Raw genomic sequence first — 19432 nt, forward strand, 5'->3', positions numbered from 1 at the left:
TAGCGAAGCCCAGCATATTTACCCTTAAGAAAATTTAAATGCATCTGATATATTTAATCTGGATGCTCGCAAAGCCGGTAGTATCGACGCTAACGAGGAGGTTAGCACAGGCAATACAAACGTTAACCATATCAACTCGACGTTGTGAGTTTTAATGAATGCAGTATAGCCTTGCGTTTGCCCGGGGGATGGAGGCATGGCAATACCGTGTAAATTAATAATATCTGCCAGAATAAAGCCGATGAGAAGACTTCCTATCGCGCTGAGGGTACCAATAAATATACCTTCAAGCAGAAACAACCGCGAAACATGTAATGGCTGTAAACCAATAGCCCGCAGCGTGGTGATTTCTCTCGTACGTTCTATAATATTCATTGTCATCGCATTACTGATCATAAAGATGACGATGAGGGCCACAATGAGCTTGATAAAGAAATAAATACCTGAAAGTAAGCTCTCTACCTGTTGATAAAAAATCGAAGCATCTTTCCAGCTTTTAACTATCAATGGTAAATGATGTTCATTGATAAAAAGCCGTAAATTATTGATAAAAAGATCGGTATTGTCTTTTTTTAGCAAGATTAATACTTTGCTTACGCCGTCTGTACCCATCAATTTTTGTGCTGTAGCCAGGGGCATTTTCATCGCAACATCATCATAATCTTTAATCCCTGAGGAAAAGATGCCGCGTAATTTCAATGAAAGGGCCCCCTGACCACCATGGGTATTGACAGTCATTATATCAAGCCAGTCACCATAATTAGTATTTAACGTTCCGGCAAGTCCTTCTCCGAGGGTAACTTCATTGGTTTTCACTCGAGATAAGTCGCTGCCAGAAATAATCTTATCGAAAGAACCTAGCTTTAGTGATGGCAAAGGTTCTACACCTAACCCTGAAAAAAAACTGGAAGTTTCATTTTCGTATTGCGAGACGACGCCGCTGAATTCAAGCTGTCCTGAAATAGTTGAAATATCATCAGCCAACGTATAATCGCTGAGAATTTCTTTTTTCAGATTTGCATAATTCGCAATCAGGCTGCGGCTTTTATTTGATGTCTCAAAATATTGTGGATTATAGATCTGCACATGCCCTATATTTGTTCGAATCGTTTGCTCCTTCAAAATCCAAAAAGAATAATCAATAAACCCACCATACAGGAAAATAGACACACCACCTAGTATAATGGCAAACGTTGTTGAAATTGTTCTTTTTTTATGTCGAAACAAATTTAAAAAGGCAAACTTTGCATCCCTAAATTTAAAAAGCAGACAATAAAAGACAAAACACATTATCACAAGAACAACAATATTCATTAAAAGCATGTGCATAGAGATCTACTCGCCTTTAAATAATGGAATAACAACCTGAGAAATTTCATTCATATCCCACTCCGGTTCAGCGTGGAGGTTAGTATTCAGGTATTTCGCACTCACGGAGGTTTGCGCCTTCATTTTTTTCATTAGCAATTTAGCCTGCTGAGGCTGATTGCAGTTTACCAGGGCTCTATAACGCATATACTCAATATGCTTTACAATATCATCGCCGAATACATTCTTTTCTTTTAATAGCCGGTCGGTATCATCGAGTGTTACCACACACCGCCCTATTACAGCAGGTAAATAAGCGTCGATGCGTACGCGTAGATATCTAATACGTGGATTTTTTTCATGTGAATCTACCGCTTCATCAAGATAAAAAAAGCCTGTTTTCGCATATTCCGAAGCATGGATAAAATCATTAACAGCCGAATAGTGATTCGCCTGCCGTAACATTCCATATGAATAAAAGATCAGCGACGTAACGTTCTTCGTTGTTACAAATTCCTGAAAAAGCGCCTGCGTCGTTTTTGCTAACGCATCGGATTGTTCAGGGAGACCGTGCTGTATCACTTTATCGGCCTCCGGGGCAGTCATTGCATAAGCACTATTCGCTACCACAGCAAAGACCAACCCCACCCAGAGAGGCCAATAATACTTACGCATTTGAGCCATGAACTAACACTCCATCTTGAATTTCAATTACCCGTCCGGCGCTATCTCTAAGCTGGGTTGAATGCGTGGAAATAACAAATGTGGTGCCGGTCTGCTGATTTATTTTCATTAACAACTCTAAAATGGCCTCCCCCGTCGTTAAGTCCAGATTCCCGGTTGGCTCATCGGCGACGACGACACTGGGTTCATGCGCAAGTGCGCGGGCAATCGCAACGCGTTGCTGTTGTCCCCCCGATAACTGACCGGGTTTTCGATCAACCAAATGGCCTAGCCCCACGCTGTCCAGGAAATGTAAAGCACGCTCTTTTGCTTCTTTTTTATTGAAATGTGCATTCAAAACGAGCGGATAAAATACATTATCAAAAACGCTGAGCACTGGAATAAGGTTAAAAAACTGGAAAATAAATCCTACGTATTTGCTTCGCATATACGCTAATCGTTTTTCAGGCATTTCATTAAGAACATTGTTAAGAAACATGACAGTTCCGGCGGAAGGTGTATCAATGCCTGAAAGAATATTTAGCAACGTACTTTTTCCACTACCGGAAGGTCCACACAGCGCCACAAACTCGCTTTTCTTAATTTCCAGGTTAATATTTTTTAGCGCATCGACCTTATTTTCGTTTATGCCAAAACTCTTACAAATATCCTGCATAAAGATTGCTGGAAGTTCTTTTATTGTATTGCTCATCAATCACCGCTCCGCCGAAAAGCAGGTATCAAAATAACTATACCCACCAAAGTTATCAGCTAATATCGTGCGCATTTTTTTTGAAGGATATTTTTTATTCAATAGATACTCCCAACTCAGCGCAGGCGTAAGACAACCACTCGCCCCATAAATATCTTTCAGATCAACGACATTAATGCAAGTTCGCGGTATTATTCGCATGACATTTTCTTTTCTACCCGAAAAGGTAAGCAGATCATCTTCCGATAAATTCCTCGTCATTTCACGTTGAATGTCATCCACGTTGCCATGGGCGATATACTTACCGCAACTGACTCTTAGCCCACTCTCGCGCAAGCTAAAAATAAAACATCCTGTACGCTCGACTGAGAGTTGCACACCATTTTTTTGCTTCGATTTGACGCTACCTCTAATATCAGGAGTATCTTCATCAGAAAAGGCCAACACTGGAATTGCTCTGTACGCTCCGCAGATAACCACAAAATCAAAAACCTGCCAGTGTAGATAATCCTGTGCTAGTTGCATCGCTTGTATTAGCGAAAATTTCTCCCCCCGAACTTTACAAGTCACGTTTTTGATTGAGAATTTCTTTAAGATATTTTTGGGTAATGTATCAATCGTCGAAGTATGCAGTGCACTGGTGATATTTTCAAAGACGGATGATTCACCCCATGCGTCGATATAAATGAAAGCAGCACGCGACTTTAGCAATAACATGCGATCTCTTGGGGTCATCTTTTGCAATGCAGTGTCAGCGGCTTGCTCCATGGACTCAAGATAATCAATATAACGCGGTTTACGTATCATTTCACGCGCATAAGTTTCTTTATCAGTGCCAAATCGCTTAAACGCCCAGCCACTTGTCGAGGTGGATTTAAGCGCCTGATTATACAGATACGCTTCCCAGGCATTTAACCAGTGAGGAACATAGAAATAAAAATTCTCGTCTGGTTCCAAAAGAGAAAATGACGACAGATATATCTCATTTTTCATAACTACTAATCTCAAATCCGGGTATCAGACATGACAATACCGATAATTGATCCATCAACGCCAAGCCCCGTTTTAAGCAAATGTTTCTTTTCATGTTTGATGACTCCGATGTCAGTCAACAGCTGACTTGCAATTTCTTCGATAATGTCATCATTACTTACCGGAGTAAGTAATTCGCGTTGGCGAAGGGAGTGCTCACCAATAATTAAATCGACGATCCCTGAACCCGTTGTGGTGTAACCCAGTTGTCCTTTATATGCGAGAACCGGAACAGGTATCTTGTCAGAAAGCATGGCTATTGCTTTGGCTTCTGCCTTATCGCTGTTTGATGAACCGTTGCCATGAGGAATAATTGCACATAAATCGCCGAGGCCAACGTTCGCATCATCCAATATTTTACCGATTACCTTAATAATATTGGCGCTTAACCATCCTGAATCATTACTGCGACTCGCACTAATTTGCGCATACGTGGATTTGAGCTGTATCCCCCCATTTATTCCTCTGGCCTGCCGATGTGCTTTACTCTCAAGTAATATGACGCAATACCCTTCTGCAAATAAAACCGATCTGCTATTTTGACCAAAGGGCTGTACTGATTCGCTATCAAGCATAGATTGGTTTTCGAGAAACCAAATATCTTGCGTTTTAATTTTAGAGCAATTAATCACACAAACAAGATCTGCCCCGTCATTATCGATTGCCTGACAACCAAGATGAACCGCAGTCAATGATGAATTACTGGTGCAATGTAAATCAGGCGGAAGATGGTTTAACCGATATTTATGTGCAATATTATAGGCGAGTTCATCTTGCGACATATTTTTCACATGAATACGACTTATTGATGGTGAACATTTAAGATCCTCAACGTCATTGTGATCATAGAAAGATTTATAGTCCATACCATCAACACGAGGCCCCAGCCCGGTTAAATATACTCTTACCCTTTCGCCGGTAAGCGCGCTTTTACTAAGATTAGCCTGAACCAGTGCATCATCAATTAACCGGTATAATAACATTAATGGGCTATCATCTATTTGCTCTAGCCTTGCCACGCGCTTATTTCCTTTAAACCCACATTTCAGCGCTACTTCATCAGATGCAAACCAATAGTTTTCATTAACACGCTTACCGACGCGAAGATTATTGATCAACTGACTATAATTTTCAGCAAAGGGTAAATATAGACTGTAACCAGCAATGATAGCCGCATTATCCATTGCTCTATTCCTTAATTACGAATGCATAATAGTTTCCGCCTTCTGTTGCCCCAACCAGAAGTACATGCTTAAGCGTTAAATTTTGAGGGCTCCGTACAAAGTTTATACGTGGATCGAAGAACGCTTGCGTATAGGGAATAGCCGGCACTTTTTGCTTTTTAATACAATCAATGAGAATTAAAAGATTGAGTAATCCGGCAGATGAAGCTACGAACCCGAAATAAGCGTTATAGTTAACAACCGGAACCCGTGGATTCCCTTCCTGGAAAACGTTGTAGATGGCGTCGATTTCAATTTGCGAATTTTCTTTACTGCCATTACTGCTGCCACAAACCAAATCGATATCTGCTGCATTGACCCCGGCATCATTCAGCGCACGCTCGATGGCCAGCGACATTGCTGACGATTTTTCATTCAATAACGATGCGTCAAAGTAACTATTACTGCTGGATTTACCGTAGCCCGCAATTTCGGCCATCACTTCGACACCACGCGCTACCGCAGCATCAGGGTCTTCCAGTAGCATCATGCAAGCCCCTTCGCCGGGAATGAATCCTTTTGGCTGCTCGCCATAAATCTGATAATCGTTGACATCAGAAGTCATATGGATTTTCTGTGTTAGTGCATCCATATAGAGAGACAGTGAGGGGAAATATTCATCAGCACCGCCCACTATCACATGGGGTTGCAGGTTTTGCCGGACAATCTCATAGCCATAAGTTAGTGCACCGAGTGCCGCGTTCTCGCCGGTAGCGAGTGTGGTGGTATAACCTTTAATACCTTCAGAAATACCGCAGAAAGTGGCAATAGAATTCATTAGCGAGCCCGGGAACTCTGAAGTACTCACTTTCCGCGGATCAGGTTTCAAGCTCTGCAAATATTTATAGGTTGTCTCCTGAGGGCCACGAGACATCCCCATGATCATACCGAGCTCTTCGCCATCGCGTTTTATTTTGCGTTTTGCCATATTCAACGATTCGGACAGTGCAACAAGTGCAAACGTAGCGCCACGTGTTGCCTTTCTGGCATCAAAACGGCGCAGATGTTTACGCGGCTCCAGTCCCATTACCTGAAAGGTCTTAAAATCCGGCTCCTGTTCCGGAAACGTTCCGGTGCTCATGGCGGCTTCATCGCCAAAAATTTCTTCGAGTTGATTTGTGGCTACCAGCACCCGTAACAATTCCCGCGCTTCTGCGAGGGTATCATCAGGAAACGTGACGCCACCCAATACAGGTTCGTTATTTTTTTGCCAGACGTTGTGCAAAATGTCATTAACCGTGTGACCAATCGCCGTTACGGCTCCTGTGCCAGTTATAGCCACACGCTTACGGTCATATTGACTGACCGGCACCGTTCCTGGTTTTGTACTCACCACCATGCAGCAGTTATTTCCACCAAATGCATAGTTGTTTTTCATAAAGATATTAATTTCTTTTTCTCGAAACTCATTAGCGACATAGTCCAGGTCGCAATTTGGTCGCGCAATTGAGAAATTGAGAGTTGGTAAAACTTTATTTTCAGGCAGCGTCACCAGGCAAGCGATGAGCTCAACAATGCCAGCAGCACCAATGTTGTGGCCGAAATAAGATTTTGTTGAACTGACAAGCAAATGGTCATTATCAGGAAACACTTTTTTCATCGCCAGCGTTTCAATGCGATCATTCGCTTCGGTACCGGTACCGTGCGCATTAACATAATCAATTTGTTCCGGTTTTACGCCAGCGTTCTCCATGGCTTTAAGCATGACCTGTACAGCACCACTGGCTCGGGGGTCCGGGCCGGTTTCGTGGTAGGCATCGCAGGAGGTCGCGTAAGAGAGAATCTCACCGTAAATTTTGGCTCCGCGAGCGATAGCGTGTTCATAATCCTCCAGCACGATCGCGCCGGCACCTTCGCCGATAGACATGCCAGACTGACCTGAAAAGGGGGTGCAGGTGTCGGGGTGCATTACGTTCAATGCGTAAAATCCAGCAAACGTCGGCAGATAGATCGGTTCTGTACCGACAGCCAGCATGGTCTTACTTTTACCATTTTGGATATAATCAAAAGCCATCCCGATCGCGTTAGGACTGGCTGTACAGGCTGTTGCGACTAATTCCCCGCCGCCTTTAAGGCCTAAGAGTGTCGAAACACTTGAGCAACAGGAAGAAAATCCCCCCGAATAAATAGCCTTGCGAAGCGAGAAATCCTCCATTCGCTGCTCGAAAATTGGCAGAAACGCTTCTGTGCCAGCGGAAGAAACGCCAACAATTAATCCTGTCTCATCCAGGCATGCTTTATTATTGACAAGCCCAGCCTGAATCAGGGCATCTTTGCCCACTTTGTATGCCCATAAGGCAGCATTATCCAGAGAGTGGATGATGTCTTCGGGGATCCCTGAATAATCTATTTCGTGAAGAACTTCCGCTGCACGAGCATTTTCAAACCACGCTGTAAACCGCTCACTGTCGCCGACACCATTTTTCTTATCAAATAGCGCTTTTTTGAAATCTTCAATGGTTTCGGCCAGGGATGACAAAATTCCCATGCCTGTAATTACAACTCGTTTTCGGTTTGTCTTCATCGTTATCCCCCGGAGTAGAAAAACTTTTGCCCATAATAAATAGCCAAAGTAAAGCAACATATTTATATCTGTCGCTTTACTTTTATTTTAATTATTAGAGTTACATAATTCGCTTTGACTTTGACGAATCAATAAAACTATGTTCAGCCGGATTAACCAACATACTTAAATTATATAAAAACGGCACACTTTGTGTTCTGGCAGGGATATTTTCTTCCGCCGTTAAAATTTCAAACCCTGGGATATCCGCCAAAGCATAGTCATTATCAATCAAAGCTAGCGCGATAAAAGATTGTAGCGCAGGGGAAAAACCGGATTTAACAATAATGCCAACCTCTTTACCCTCAACCAAAACTTTATCATCAGATTTAATACCACTGCACTCTGCAGTTGGGAGCATACCAACGAGTTTACGCTCCCCCTGGTTATGGGACTGTGGCTCTATCACTGACTTGCCAATAAAATTTTCTTTATCGTATTGAATTGCCCATTGCATTTGCAGCTCAATCGGGTTTTGGCTATACCCGGAAAAAATACTTTCATCCCAGCCGGTGTTTTCAAGACGAACAATATCCTGGTACTGAATACCACCCGTTTTCAATTCATATTTATCACTCATCGAAAGGATGTTTTCCCATAATTTCACCAGAGCGGGTTCCTGACCAATGGCCATATAGGCAAATTCGCCATGTTTTCCACAGCGGAAGATGATCAGTTCATCGGCCTCATTAATGTATTCAAAATAAGGTAAACCAATAATGTCGTAGCCATATATTTCTGACATAACTTCCCAGGAGTAAGGCCCTTCCAGCATAATAGCACCCCAACCGCTATCTGCCATAGAGTTAATCGCAGGCAGTTCAACGATATCAAGTTCTTCACTGCTTTCTAAAATTGAAGTAAGACGTTCGATTATCTCCGGCGCCGGGATGTTTTCAGAAAGGAGGTAATAACCGTCAGAGGTACAGAGCACATACATGTCCCCACGGATGGTTCCATCCTCATTTAATACCAATGAATAGATACCTTGCTCATCGCGAATGATTGAGATATCTGCAGAGGCCATATGATTCACTAAAGCCCATGCATCATCTCCCATCACGCTAACGATAGACATATGTGAATAATCGACGAGTAAGGCATTTTCTCTGACTGCTTTATATTCAATCGCAAGGTCGTGATACGCTACGGGAACAGAGTGATTATTATAAATGCCCATCCGGGCATTGTTTTCCAAATGCAAATCATTAAGAGACTTCATAAAACCTCTTCGGGTAAATTGATCAAAAAGTCAGGAACGTTTTTTTGTAATAACAAATGATGCCAAATTATTAATGCTACGCATGTAAGAAGGATCGTCTCCTTCACTTACCTGGATATCAAAGACCTTATCAAGTAAAACAATAATTTCTGTCGCGTCTACTGAATCCAGCTTTAAACCGTTACCGAATAATGGTGTATCGTCATCAATTTGCGTTTCATTCCTTTGAATATTTAATCGCTGGATGATTTCGGTTTTGATTGTGAAAAGTACATTTTTACGTTCCTGGATATTATCATGCATAGTTGTCATTGTTTATGTCCCATTAATGATGTGTTTCGCTTCACGGTAGTTAATTATTGTTCCCTGGCTAATTAACTTCTTACCCACATTAGCCGTCACGGAATAGTGCTTAAACCCAGTTGGATCTGAAAATGCCAGCTTGCTTGTGACCTCGATTGTATCTCCCGGATAAGCAATATCTTTAAACTTTAAATTTTGTGCTGCTAATACGCCACGCACTTGCGAACGTCTTTTTCGAATGATATCCAACAACTCTTGTTGATGGATCTTCGCATAAATATCTCGTAAATTTTTTAATTCAACACCAAAATTTTCAAAATAAATATCGCAAACATCAGTAATAAATGAAAGATACTCACTTGCCTGACCAAATATCTCCGCAATGAGAACACCGGGCATGATAGGATCATCTGGAAAGTGGCCAAGTAAATAGGGTTCATTATAAGTAATATGCTTTACGATCTGCACATACCCATTTTCCCCATATTTATAATCATCTATTCTGTCGACCATTAATAAGGGTTGCCGCCACCCGCCCATTTCAAGAAAAAGTTTAGAAGGAATAGAATATCTGGACATAAATCACCGCATAACCAGGCCACCATCGATCACGATGGTTTGGCCAACAATATAACTGGCGGCAGAAGAGCTTAAATACACAATTGTATTTGCTACTTCCTGACACTGCCCTAAACGTTTCAAAGGAATGGAATGAGTAACCTCACGCACCACAGTACGAGAAACTTTCTTTACCATCCTCGATTCAATCATTCCAGGTGCAACTGCGTTCACTCGCACACCTCGAGGGGCCAATTCTGCGGCTAATGTTCTGGTAAAACCGAGCAAAGCACCTTTTGACGCACTGTAATTAACCTGGCCTACACTTGGAATGACAGCTGCTATAGACGCAACATTGATAATCGCGGGGCTTTCAGAACATCGCAGCAGCATTAAAGCTTCCTTCGTTAATCTGAAAGTACTTAGCATATTTGTATCAATAACAGTACTAAAGTCCTCAAAAGTCATTGACGCAAATAGACTATCTTTAACAATACCGGCGTTATTCACTAATACATCGATTTTCGTTACTTTAGTATTTAAATACTTCATTAATATAGCCACCTTTTCAGGATCAGCTATATCACATTGTAATATATTTAACCTTAGCCCTGCTGAGTCATTTTCTTTTAGCTCGTTTAAACGATCCGCATTGGTATTATACAATGCGTAGACTTCACATCCTTGTTCCAGAAATTTTTCGCAAATGGCAATACCAATATCACCACTGGCTCCTGATATCAAAACTGTTTTGCCTTTTAGATCATTATATTTATACATTTCCATTACACACAATTGAGTTAACAACAGATACAGCTACGGCATGAGTACGACAATGCGATATGCTAAGTGACACGTCAACAACACCACTTTCCTTTATTACTTCGTTTAATCTTCCAGTAAATAAAAATGAGGGACAACCATATTCATCATGATTTATCTCAATATCTTTAAAGCACACTCCATTCCGGAAACCACAACCAAGCGCTTTAACAATTGATTCTTTCGCAGCCCAGAATCCGGATGCCCTTTCAAAATTTGGTTCATTGGCATTAATTTTTATTATCTCTTTTTTTGTAAATACACGCTGTAAAAAATACACTCCGCCATTGTTAATCGCGTTGATAATCCGTTCTACTTCAACGATATCAGTACCGATACGTATTCCTGCATTTGCCATAAGATTACAGCTGATAAGTTATATTAAAATTAGATATAAATCGATCTTCAACGAGGCCCGCCGGGGTTATTAAGGGAGCTGATAAAGAAATATCATATCCTAGTGATTTAATTGCTCCCTTAATGCCAATGATTGACCCGATTATCCTTTTCCCATCAAAAGCATTTTGTGGGTATACCTCACCTAAAATCTGTCCATAATCTGCGCCAAAATATAACTCAGAGTTATAATCCCCGATAAGGAAATGGAATGTATTCTGGATATAGAATCCTTTATTTCCGTCTAATCCCGCACTGGTTTCAAAGCCTCTAACATTCCACCGGTTACCTATTGTAAATTGATCTTGTAATGTTAACGGTGATTGCGAAAATTGAGCACCCATATTTAATTCATAACAATAGCGTAAAGGCTGAGCGTTGAACCATTTAACATAGCTTGTATTCAGGTTAAAAATTTGGCTTTTAGAATTCACATCGCCTGACACCATATCTGGTGTTTTCTCACCCCCTAACCAAGTCATAAAACGTTGCCAGCTAAGAGAGGAGTCCAGGGTCGCATCCTGTAAATTTTGTTTAAAATTTAGCCCAAGGCGCAGATTACCCATATCGCGTTCTTGCAGCGCTAAATCCACGCCACCTAATTGATACGCAGATCTGCGCCTTAATATTTCTACACTCCCGGTTATTTTTTTGTCCGTATTGCGGAAAAAGGTTCGGGTTCCTTTCAAACTAAGGTATTGATTTTTCCCCTGGTAGTCTAAATCCCAATAGCTCAGTCCAACACGCTGGCGAGACATGCTGCTACTGTAGAAAACTTCATAATCCCAAAAACCCACAGGTATGCTATAAAAAGCGCTGATACTTTTATATCCGCCAGTTGTACTGCTGGTACCTGCCAAATAAAAAAGATCGCCAAGCCTTGCAGAGTTGTACAAATAACCTGAAATACCAGTAAGCATCTTTCCTGTACTTCTATCACCCCAATTATTATACGTCGTCCTGATATTCCATAATTTATTACGATTAGTGTGGATAACAATATCGCTATGACCGACGCGATGTCCAGGCACGATATTGATCTTAACATCAACGCCTGGAACTTTCTGCAAGTTCTCCAGCCCCTGTTCAATGTCTCGCAGGTTAAGAATATCACCTGATGTAAATGGCAGGATCCAACTTCTGATGTCATCTTTTGCAATGATAACCTTATTGATCTTTCCTGCTAAAATATTCAGTTGTAACTTTTTTGCCTTTAGATTTTGCACAGGAATATCGACGCGTGTTGTTACATATCCGGCCTTTATATAATAATCCTGCAAGTACGTAGCAACATACTCAATACCTTTCGTCCCAAGACAGGTGTTCGATATCTCATCCTTTATATTTCGAATCATTTTATTACCCAAAAATTCGTTTTCGAGGATGAGTTCTGCAATAGGATAACAGTCTTCCTCAGCGGGTAATTTGAAATCTATAACGTTTTTATCTTCAACTTTCGAAAAAACATCTTTTTTATCAATCCGGTTTTCCAGAGTGGTGTTATTATCATTTTTTTGCTGTTCTTTGGCTAGTCGTTCTAACTGAGTATCAGCATACGCACGAGCACTGCATAGCAAAATGAAAGCTAAAAAATAAAATTTGATTTCCATTACCTCAAGAAAATTAAAAGTATGAGAACGTCTAACGCCGGCAATTATCTTCATAACAACAGCCAAAACAACTTAATTATCCTTAAAGAAGGAAAATCAACATCCGTTAAACATCAAACATTGTTAACATGGTAATGTTATTAACATAATATATAATTAAGAACTATGCATTCAATGAATTACTCTTGCTATTGTTAGGCTAACCACTGGTGGATTAACAATCATTTCAACGCCTAATAAAGTGCTAAAACATCTATTTTGTGAGAATCCTGTCCCCCTCCGACCTTAAACACCACATAACGAAACATCATGCATTAGCATCAAGCAATCATATATTTTATAAATATATATTCTCGCAAGAAAAACCCTTCACTCCCGCTCTCTTAAATAAGATCTTAAAGCAACAAACTTAAATTTAAGATATATACCGACCCCGAACACTCAGAAGGATCTACCTTGCTATCAAGATTTTTTAGAATCTTTTTGTCAATAGCACTGATTATTAACCAATCTACGATGAAACCATCAGACCGACGGCATTAATTGTTGTAAAAAACATAGCAATACATCTATTGTTATGCTGAAATTAATAACCTGACATTTTAACCTATTACATACATTGCTAATAAAGGACACAGCCTCTGGCTGCTTTGGAATATATATGTACTGGATTATCAACGACAACATTGAATTCAGACCGGGAATGAAAAGACTGTCCTCAGTAAATAATCCTGAAATGAATGTCACTCTTACATCGCCTGCCAGCCGTTGCCTTCTCTTACTGCTTGAAGCATCTCCAGATATTGTACTTCAACAAGATTTTTTTAAGAAAGTTTGGGAAGAAGAAGGAATGTTAGTTCCAACGAATACGCTCTACCAAAATATATCCATTGTTCGCCGTGGACTGCGTGCTGTTGGTGAGACAGACAGAAGACTTATTGCAACCATTCCCCGGAAAGGTTTTCAGATAGATGATAGTGTAAAAATCTCCAAACGAAACGATAACGAACCGGCTACACCTTTCCCTGTTTCTACTACCAGTTATCAAACAACTTATAACATTCCTGAGGTGCTTAATCAGCCAAAGGATGATGTGAGCGAGCAAGTTCTTCCCGCAGAAACAGACACTCGTACGATTAAGAAAAAGAAGCCATTTGCAATGTCGAATGGAATTTTCGCCGCTTCATCCTCATTTATCATAGGTCTGCTCGTAGTTTACCTGACATGGAATATTAAAAACGATGCTGATTTTTTTGAAAGTTATAAATTTATTGAAAAGGAAGATGGTTGCCATTTTTACACTAAGGATGATAGCCATGATAACAATGAATATTATCTGAAGTATAAATCTCTTATTAAAGACTCTGGTTTGAATTGTAAAAACTACCCTTGGGTCTATTTTCCAACCTCACCGACCTCTCCATCACTCGCGGCTTTAGTCTGCAAGAATAAATTCTCAACAACATCATCGCCAGCATGCATTTCACTTTTAATAAGGGGAGTTAACGGTGACTAAAAAAGCAATCTTCTTTCTAAGTCTGATTTTTATAAGCGTGGGGATTGTGGCGGGATATTTTTATTACTCATTGCTTATAAAAAATAGAAGTGCTGAAAGTTGCAGCGCTTCTATGATTGTTTTTCATAAAGGTACACAAGCCAACATTACTTTCGATTTTATGTACAATAACGAAAAAAGAAGTGGAATCGTTTCGGTAAGCGGAAGTTATCTGGAAAACACTCATCCAGAAGGAACTATACGAAGAGATATCTCTTTTACCTGGACCGAAAATCACGATACCTATAACTTTCATTCATCCGGGATAAACAAAGTCGATAGCCTGGAAACCTTACCGGATAAAGTCATCGCTACTGTGTTGCCCGGCTTTTACGTTTATCCGAATAAAAGCATCACGTATTCAATCCATCCTCAGGGCTCGCAAGGATTTCTCTTCACCATTGGTAAACGGCCGCTGTTCTTTTGCGCCCGCTAAAAATAGTAAGCGAAGGTCATTAAATTTGCATGATGGGGACGACCAAACCAGTCCTCCCCTGCTTTCATCTTTAATAACAACAGCAGAGCTGATTGAACATCAATGTAATTCACACATTCCCTATGCAAGCCTAAGAATGGCGTGAATGCACCCAGAGCTTATTTTCCCGCAACAAAAAAGCCCCCAGCTTACTAAGTAAGCTGGGGGCTTTATATTTGGCGGAAGCGCAGAGATTCGAACTCTGGAACCCTTTCGGGTCGCCGGTTTTCAAGACCGGTGCCTTCAACCGCTCGGCCACACTTCCGGTGTGAGGCGCACTATAAACATCCTCGAGTCTCATGTAAAGCCCGGGAATGTTTGTTTGCCTGAAAAACCATCAAAATCGTGTTGTTAGCTTGAAATACCAGCACAATGACCGTTTATTCAGCGCATCTAAGATCAGTGTTTCTCAATGTACATATCTTTTGTCAGGTATACCCCCAGGCTATCGGGCGCAAACCCACCCACCCAAGGCTTCACCAAATGCGTACGAACATAATGATAAACCGGGATAGCCGGAACATCCTTTCCAAGGATATCCTCTGCCTGCTGGTAATATTTACCACGCTCAGCAATATCCTTTGCCTTCGCAGCACTTTTCAGGGCTTCGTCATACGCCGGATTGCTGTATTTACTCGTGTTTTCACTGTCCCCAGTACGGAAATTATTCAGGAAAGTGGCTGCATCAGCATAGTCTGCAATCCATGCATACCGTACCGCATCAAAATTACCCGTATGCATGGTATCGAGCATGGTTTTCCACTCCTGGTTTTGCAGTTTTGCATTAACGCCAAGATTTTTTTGCCACATTGAGCTGGCGGCAATCGCAATCCGCTGATGTGTTTCCATCGTGTTATACAGGAGGCTGAAACTCAGTGGGTGTTCATCATTAAAGCCAGCTTCATTAAGGAGCTTTTTCGCTTCGGCCAGTCGTTTTTCCCGCGGCCATGATGCGTAGTCAGGTGATGCTATTTTCACACCGCCAATTTCTGGCTGGCTCACTACCCATGCAGGGCGCTGTCCCTGTGCCATGACTTTATCCGCGATGACATCTTTATCCAGCGCCATATTGAGTGCGCGGCGTACTCGGGGATCGTTAAATGGCGGCTTAGTGGTATTAAACTCGTAATAATAAGTCGCCAGTTGCGGCGCAACATGCACCTGATCGCCTAACGTTTTCTTCAACTGCGCAAACTGGTTCACAGGAATAGTGTAGGTAATATCAATCTCGCCAGCTTTATAGCGGTTAACGTCCGCAGTTTCAGCGTTGATAGGAAGATAAGTGACCTTATTAATCACCGTCGCTTTATTATCCCAATAACGGGTATTGCGTTGGGCAACAATGCGTTCATTAACGACCCAATCGGTGATCTTATAAGCACCACTCGTCACAATATGTTCCGGCTTTGTCCATTTATCACCAAAACGATTGATCAACACGCTGTCTACCGGAACCAAAGATGGATGCGCCAGCATCGGTAGGAAAGATGCCGTAGGTTGCGTCAAAGTGACTTCCAGCGTTGAATCATCTAATGCCTTCACACCAAGCGTATCAGGCGTTTTTTTACCTTGCGCGATATCAGCGGCATTAACAATATGCATATTTCCAGGATAACTGGCATAAGGGGATGCCGTTTTCGGATCAACTAAACGTTGCCAGCTCCAGACCACATCTTTTGCCGTGATCGCCGTACCATCAGACCATGTAATCCCCGGGCGTAAGTGGAAAATCCAGACGGTGTTATCTTTGTTCTCCCATTTTTCCGCCAGCCGAGGTTCAATGGTTCCATCTCTCTTAACTGCAACCAACCCGTCGAAAATATCGCTAATGATGTTGAACTCAACGTCGCTTTCCACTTTATGTGGATCCAGCGATGCAGGCTCGCTGCCATTGTTACGCACTAGCTCCTGTTTTTCAGCAAGCGTTGTTCCTGCGGGTACCGTTGCTGCAAACGCGCCAGAACATGCGCTCAGAATGCCGATAGTCAATAATGAAAGTGCAATGTGGTTACGTGTTTGTGATTTCATGTCCTTTCGCCTTAATAATGTACTTTGTCACGACGCGATTACACTCTTAGCGCCCCAATAGTTATATAGCAATAGATTTCAGTGACATATAAGACACCAATATGGATCTGTCTCACATTTATCCCTTTATGCTGAGTAGCGCGCATTTCTGCGCACGAAACACTCTGTCAGCACCGAGGTTTTATGAGTAAAGATGGGTAAAACAACTTTGTCAGCAAGCGAGACTTTTTTAGACTCTGCAAACAATTACATCTGTCATAAGAGAGTGACTCATGGATCGTATTATTACTTCATCGCGTGACCGTACTTCCCTGCTAAGTACGCACAAAGTTCTGCGTAACACCTATTTCCTTTTAAGCTTAACGCTGGCGTTTTCCGCAATTACGGCGACTGCCAGCACCGTATTAATGTTGCCTTCTCCGGGCCTGATCCTGACGCTGGTTGGGATGTACGGTTTAATGTTCCTAACTTATAAGCTGGCGAACAAACCGACAGGTATTCTGGCTGCGTTCGCGTTCACTGGTTTCCTCGGCTATATCCTGGGGCCAATGCTTAATGCCTATCTTTCAGCAGGAATGGGCGATCTGATTGGCCTGGCACTCGGCGGCACTGCATTGGTCTTTTTCTGCTGTTCCGCATACGTGTTAACGACACGCAAGGATATGTCCTTCCTCGGTGGCATGCTGATGGCGGGTGTTGTGGTGGTACTGATTGGCATGGTCGCTAACATCTTCTTGCAGTTGCCAGCATTGCACCTGGCAATCAGCGCTGTATTCATCCTAATTTCCAGCGGCGCCATCCTGTATGAAACCAGCAATATCATCCATGGCGGTGAAACCAACTACATCCGCGCCACTGTCAGCCTTTATGTGTCGCTGTACAACATCTTTGTTAGCCTGTTGAGTATCCTGGGCTTCGCCAACCGGGATTAAACAATCTTGACTCCCGATTAGCCCCGCTTATGCGGGGCTTTGTTTTTTGCTACACTCCCGCCGTTGTTGACTAACGCTGCGAAAAATTATGTTGATCTTTGAAGGTAAAGAAATCGAAACCGATAGCGAAGGCTATCTAAAAGACACTACGCTGTGGAGCGAAACCTTAGCGCCTATCATCGCTGAGAAAGAGAACATAACTCTCTCTCCTGAGCACTGGGAAGTGGTGCGCTTTGTGCGTGAATTTTACCTGGAATTCAATACCTCTCCCGCTATTCGCATGCTGGTAAAAGCGATGGCGAATAAATTTGGCGAAGAGAAAGGCAATAGCCGCTATTTGTACCGTCTGTTTCCCAAAGGGCCTGCTAAACAGGCGACAAAGATCGCTGGTTTGCCAAAACCGGTGAAGTGCATCTAATAGCGAATGCCGAAGTTTGTCCATTCCCTGCCGGGCTGATGCGGTTCGGCAAGAACTCTGTCAACCCGGGCGCTACGCGGTCCCCCTGCTTTCAGCCATGCAATCAGCTGATTCACTGCATGCTCGTCGCCGCAGGCAACCACTTCGACGCTGCCATCATCAAGGTTACGTGCATACCCCGTCACACCGAGCTTCTGTGCTTCGTGCTGCGTGCTATAACGAAACCCGACGCCCTGCACCATTCCGTGTACCCAGGCGATTGTGCAGACATGTGCCATCTTTGACCCCCTTTCGACTCAGGCTCGTTGCATTTGCCCGGTGAACCCGTGACAATAGCGCCCATTTTCTTCAGTTTATAGAATAGCCGAATATGAGTGTACGTTTAGTGTTAGCCAAAGGGCGCGAGAAATCCCTGCTTCGCCGTCATCCCTGGATTTTCTCCGGCGCGGTAGCGCGAATGGAAGGCAAAGCCAGCCTCGGTGAAACAGTTGATATCGTCGATCATCAGGGCAAGTGGCTGGCGCGTGGAGCATTATCTCCTGCATCGCAGATTCGTGCTCGCGTCTGGACTTTCGATAAAAATGAAAGCATTGATATCGCGTTCTTCACCCGTCGCCTACAACAAGCGCAGCAGTGGCGAGATTGGCTGGCGCAACGCGATGGTCTCGACAGCTATCGCCTGATTGCTGGCGAATCAGACGGGTTACCAGGCGTAACCATTGATCGTTTCGGTAATTTTCTTGTTCTTCAACTTCTTAGCGCAGGTGCAGAATACCAGCGTCCAGCCATTATCTCAGCACTCCAGTCACTTTATCCACAATGTGCAATTTACGATCGCAGCGATGTTGCCGTGCGTAAAAAAGAGGGGCTGGAACTCGCGCAAGGGCTGGTGGTCGGCGAACTGCCGCCCGCATTGTTGCCTATCAAAGAGCACGGCATGAAGTTGTTTGTCGATATTCAGGGCGGGCATAAAACCGGTTACTACCTCGATCAGCGCGACAGCCGGCTGGCAACACGTCGCTACGTGGCAGACAAACGCGTACTAAACTGCTTTTCCTACACCGGCGGCTTTGCTGTTTCCGCGCTGATGGGCGGATGCCGCCAGGTCGTCAGTGTGGATACTTCGCAGGAAGCGCTGGATGTCGCAAAACAGAACATTACGCTGAACGAGCTGGATTTAAGCAAAGCAGAATTTGTTCGCGACGACGTATTCAAACTGCTGCGCAAATATCGTGATCAGGGCGAAACTTTCGATGTCATCGTGATGGACCCGCCAAAGTTCGTGGAAAACAAAAGTCAGTTGATGGGCGCCTGTCGCGGTTATAAGGACATAAACATGCTGGCGATCCAGCTCCTGAATCCCGGCGGTGTACTGCTCACTTTCTCCTGTTCCGGTTTGATGACCACAGATTTATTTCAGAAAATCATTGCTGACGCCGCAATAGATGCTGGTCGTGATGTACAATTTATAGAACAGTTCCGTCAGGCCGCCGATCATCCTGTGATCGCTACCTACCCGGAAGGGCTGTATCTGAAAGGGTTTGCCTGCCGCGTCATGTAACTTGAAATTTGGAACTGCGCCCGCATATCTGCGGGTATGTAAGGTTCCCGG

At 42.9% G+C, this 19432-nt stretch carries 19 protein-coding genes and 1 tRNA gene; 5 read left to right on the top strand and 15 right to left on the bottom strand.

What is annotated here, in order from left to right; genetic code table 11:
- Window positions 1-24: 24 nt before the first annotated feature.
- The 12 genes from M8Q36_RS21460 to M8Q36_RS21515 form a co-directional block, all read right to left on the bottom strand.
- Window positions 25-1329 (bottom strand): ABC transporter permease, encoded by a 1305-nt coding sequence (locus M8Q36_RS21460; protein WP_283945981.1) that lies wholly within the window; start codon window positions 1327-1329, stop codon window positions 25-27.
- Window positions 1330-1335: 6 nt separating this feature from the next.
- Window positions 1336-1992: a hypothetical protein gene (locus M8Q36_RS21465; RefSeq protein WP_249882305.1), complete on the bottom strand. Its 657-nt coding sequence runs from the start codon at window positions 1990-1992 to the stop codon at window positions 1336-1338.
- Entirely contained in the window at window positions 1976-2683 is a 708-nt protein-coding gene (locus M8Q36_RS21470; RefSeq protein ID WP_249882306.1) for an ABC transporter ATP-binding protein, read from the bottom strand. The genes M8Q36_RS21465 and M8Q36_RS21470 overlap by 17 nt, the downstream gene beginning before the upstream one ends.
- Window positions 2684-2686: 3 nt before the next feature.
- The gene (locus tag M8Q36_RS21475) at window positions 2687-3676 is read right to left on the bottom strand and encodes an ATP-binding protein (protein ID WP_249882307.1); all 990 of its coding nucleotides are present in this window, start codon (window positions 3674-3676) and stop codon (window positions 2687-2689) included.
- Window positions 3677-3687: 11 nt separating this feature from the next.
- Window positions 3688-4899 carry a beta-ketoacyl synthase N-terminal-like domain-containing protein gene (locus M8Q36_RS21480; RefSeq protein ID WP_249882308.1) on the bottom strand — a complete coding sequence of 404 codons (1212 nt, stop codon included), beginning with the start codon at window positions 4897-4899 and terminating at the stop codon, window positions 3688-3690.
- Between the two features lie 4 nt (window positions 4900-4903).
- Window positions 4904-7462: a beta-ketoacyl synthase N-terminal-like domain-containing protein gene (locus M8Q36_RS21485; protein WP_249882309.1), complete on the bottom strand. Its 2559-nt coding sequence runs from the start codon at window positions 7460-7462 to the stop codon at window positions 4904-4906.
- Window positions 7463-7562: 100 nt separating this feature from the next.
- Window positions 7563-8723, bottom strand: a complete 1161-nt coding sequence (locus M8Q36_RS21490; RefSeq protein WP_249882310.1) for an aminomethyl transferase family protein — start codon at window positions 8721-8723, stop codon at window positions 7563-7565.
- Between the two features lie 30 nt (window positions 8724-8753).
- Window positions 8754-9035, bottom strand: coding sequence for an acyl carrier protein (locus M8Q36_RS21495; RefSeq protein WP_249882311.1), 282 nt, complete (start codon window positions 9033-9035; stop codon window positions 8754-8756).
- A gap of 3 nt (window positions 9036-9038) precedes the next feature.
- Window positions 9039-9605 (bottom strand): 3-hydroxyacyl-ACP dehydratase FabZ family protein, encoded by a 567-nt coding sequence (locus M8Q36_RS21500; RefSeq protein WP_249882312.1) that lies wholly within the window; start codon window positions 9603-9605, stop codon window positions 9039-9041.
- Window positions 9606-9608: 3 nt separating this feature from the next.
- Window positions 9609-10364, bottom strand: a complete 756-nt coding sequence (locus tag M8Q36_RS21505; RefSeq protein ID WP_249882829.1) for an SDR family oxidoreductase — start codon at window positions 10362-10364, stop codon at window positions 9609-9611.
- Window positions 10357-10749, bottom strand: coding sequence for a holo-ACP synthase (gene acpS, locus M8Q36_RS21510; protein WP_249882830.1), 393 nt, complete (start codon window positions 10747-10749; stop codon window positions 10357-10359). The genes M8Q36_RS21505 and acpS overlap by 8 nt, the downstream gene beginning before the upstream one ends.
- A gap of 19 nt (window positions 10750-10768) precedes the next feature.
- Entirely contained in the window at window positions 10769-12478 is a 1710-nt protein-coding gene (locus M8Q36_RS21515) for a ShlB/FhaC/HecB family hemolysin secretion/activation protein (RefSeq protein WP_349654607.1), read from the bottom strand.
- 595 nt (window positions 12479-13073) lie between these two features.
- On the opposite strand from M8Q36_RS21515, the gene M8Q36_RS21520 reads away from it, so the two are divergent.
- Window positions 13074-13928 (top strand): winged helix-turn-helix domain-containing protein, encoded by an 855-nt coding sequence (locus tag M8Q36_RS21520; RefSeq protein WP_249882313.1) that lies wholly within the window; start codon window positions 13074-13076, stop codon window positions 13926-13928.
- On the top strand, window positions 13921-14403 hold the full coding sequence (locus M8Q36_RS21525) for a YqeJ family protein (RefSeq protein ID WP_249882314.1): 483 nt from the start codon (window positions 13921-13923) through the stop codon (window positions 14401-14403). Before M8Q36_RS21520 ends, M8Q36_RS21525 begins: the two co-directional genes overlap by 8 nt.
- A gap of 216 nt (window positions 14404-14619) precedes the next feature.
- Here M8Q36_RS21525 and M8Q36_RS21530 read toward each other — a convergent pair.
- Together M8Q36_RS21530 and M8Q36_RS21535 are read right to left on the bottom strand one after the other, a co-directional pair.
- Window positions 14620-14707: transfer RNA gene (locus M8Q36_RS21530), tRNA-Ser, on the bottom strand.
- Between the two features lie 134 nt (window positions 14708-14841).
- The gene (locus M8Q36_RS21535) at window positions 14842-16470 is read right to left on the bottom strand and encodes an ABC transporter substrate-binding protein (RefSeq protein WP_249882315.1); all 1629 of its coding nucleotides are present in this window, start codon (window positions 16468-16470) and stop codon (window positions 14842-14844) included.
- Between the two features lie 272 nt (window positions 16471-16742).
- On the opposite strand from M8Q36_RS21535, the gene yccA reads away from it, so the two are divergent.
- Together yccA and tusE are read left to right on the top strand one after the other, a co-directional pair.
- On the top strand, window positions 16743-17402 hold the full coding sequence (gene yccA, locus M8Q36_RS21540) for an FtsH protease modulator YccA (protein ID WP_020457281.1): 660 nt from the start codon (window positions 16743-16745) through the stop codon (window positions 17400-17402).
- Window positions 17403-17490: 88 nt separating this feature from the next.
- Window positions 17491-17820 (top strand): sulfurtransferase TusE, encoded by a 330-nt coding sequence (gene tusE / locus M8Q36_RS21545; protein WP_086871984.1) that lies wholly within the window; start codon window positions 17491-17493, stop codon window positions 17818-17820.
- Here tusE and yccX read toward each other — a convergent pair.
- Window positions 17817-18098 carry an acylphosphatase gene (gene yccX / locus M8Q36_RS21550; RefSeq protein ID WP_045506776.1) on the bottom strand — a complete coding sequence of 94 codons (282 nt, stop codon included), beginning with the start codon at window positions 18096-18098 and terminating at the stop codon, window positions 17817-17819. The genes tusE and yccX overlap by 4 nt on opposite strands.
- A 92-nt stretch (window positions 18099-18190) precedes the next feature.
- Here yccX and rlmI point away from each other — a divergent pair, with 92 nt between their 5' ends.
- The gene (rlmI, locus tag M8Q36_RS21555) at window positions 18191-19381 is read left to right on the top strand and encodes a 23S rRNA (cytosine(1962)-C(5))-methyltransferase RlmI (protein ID WP_249882316.1); all 1191 of its coding nucleotides are present in this window, start codon (window positions 18191-18193) and stop codon (window positions 19379-19381) included.
- The last annotated feature ends 51 nt before the right edge of the window (window positions 19382-19432 follow it).

Source organism: Kosakonia sp. R1.Fl, from assembly GCF_023516815.1.
In the GTDB taxonomy this organism is placed as follows: Bacteria; Pseudomonadota; Gammaproteobacteria; order Enterobacterales; family Enterobacteriaceae; genus Kosakonia.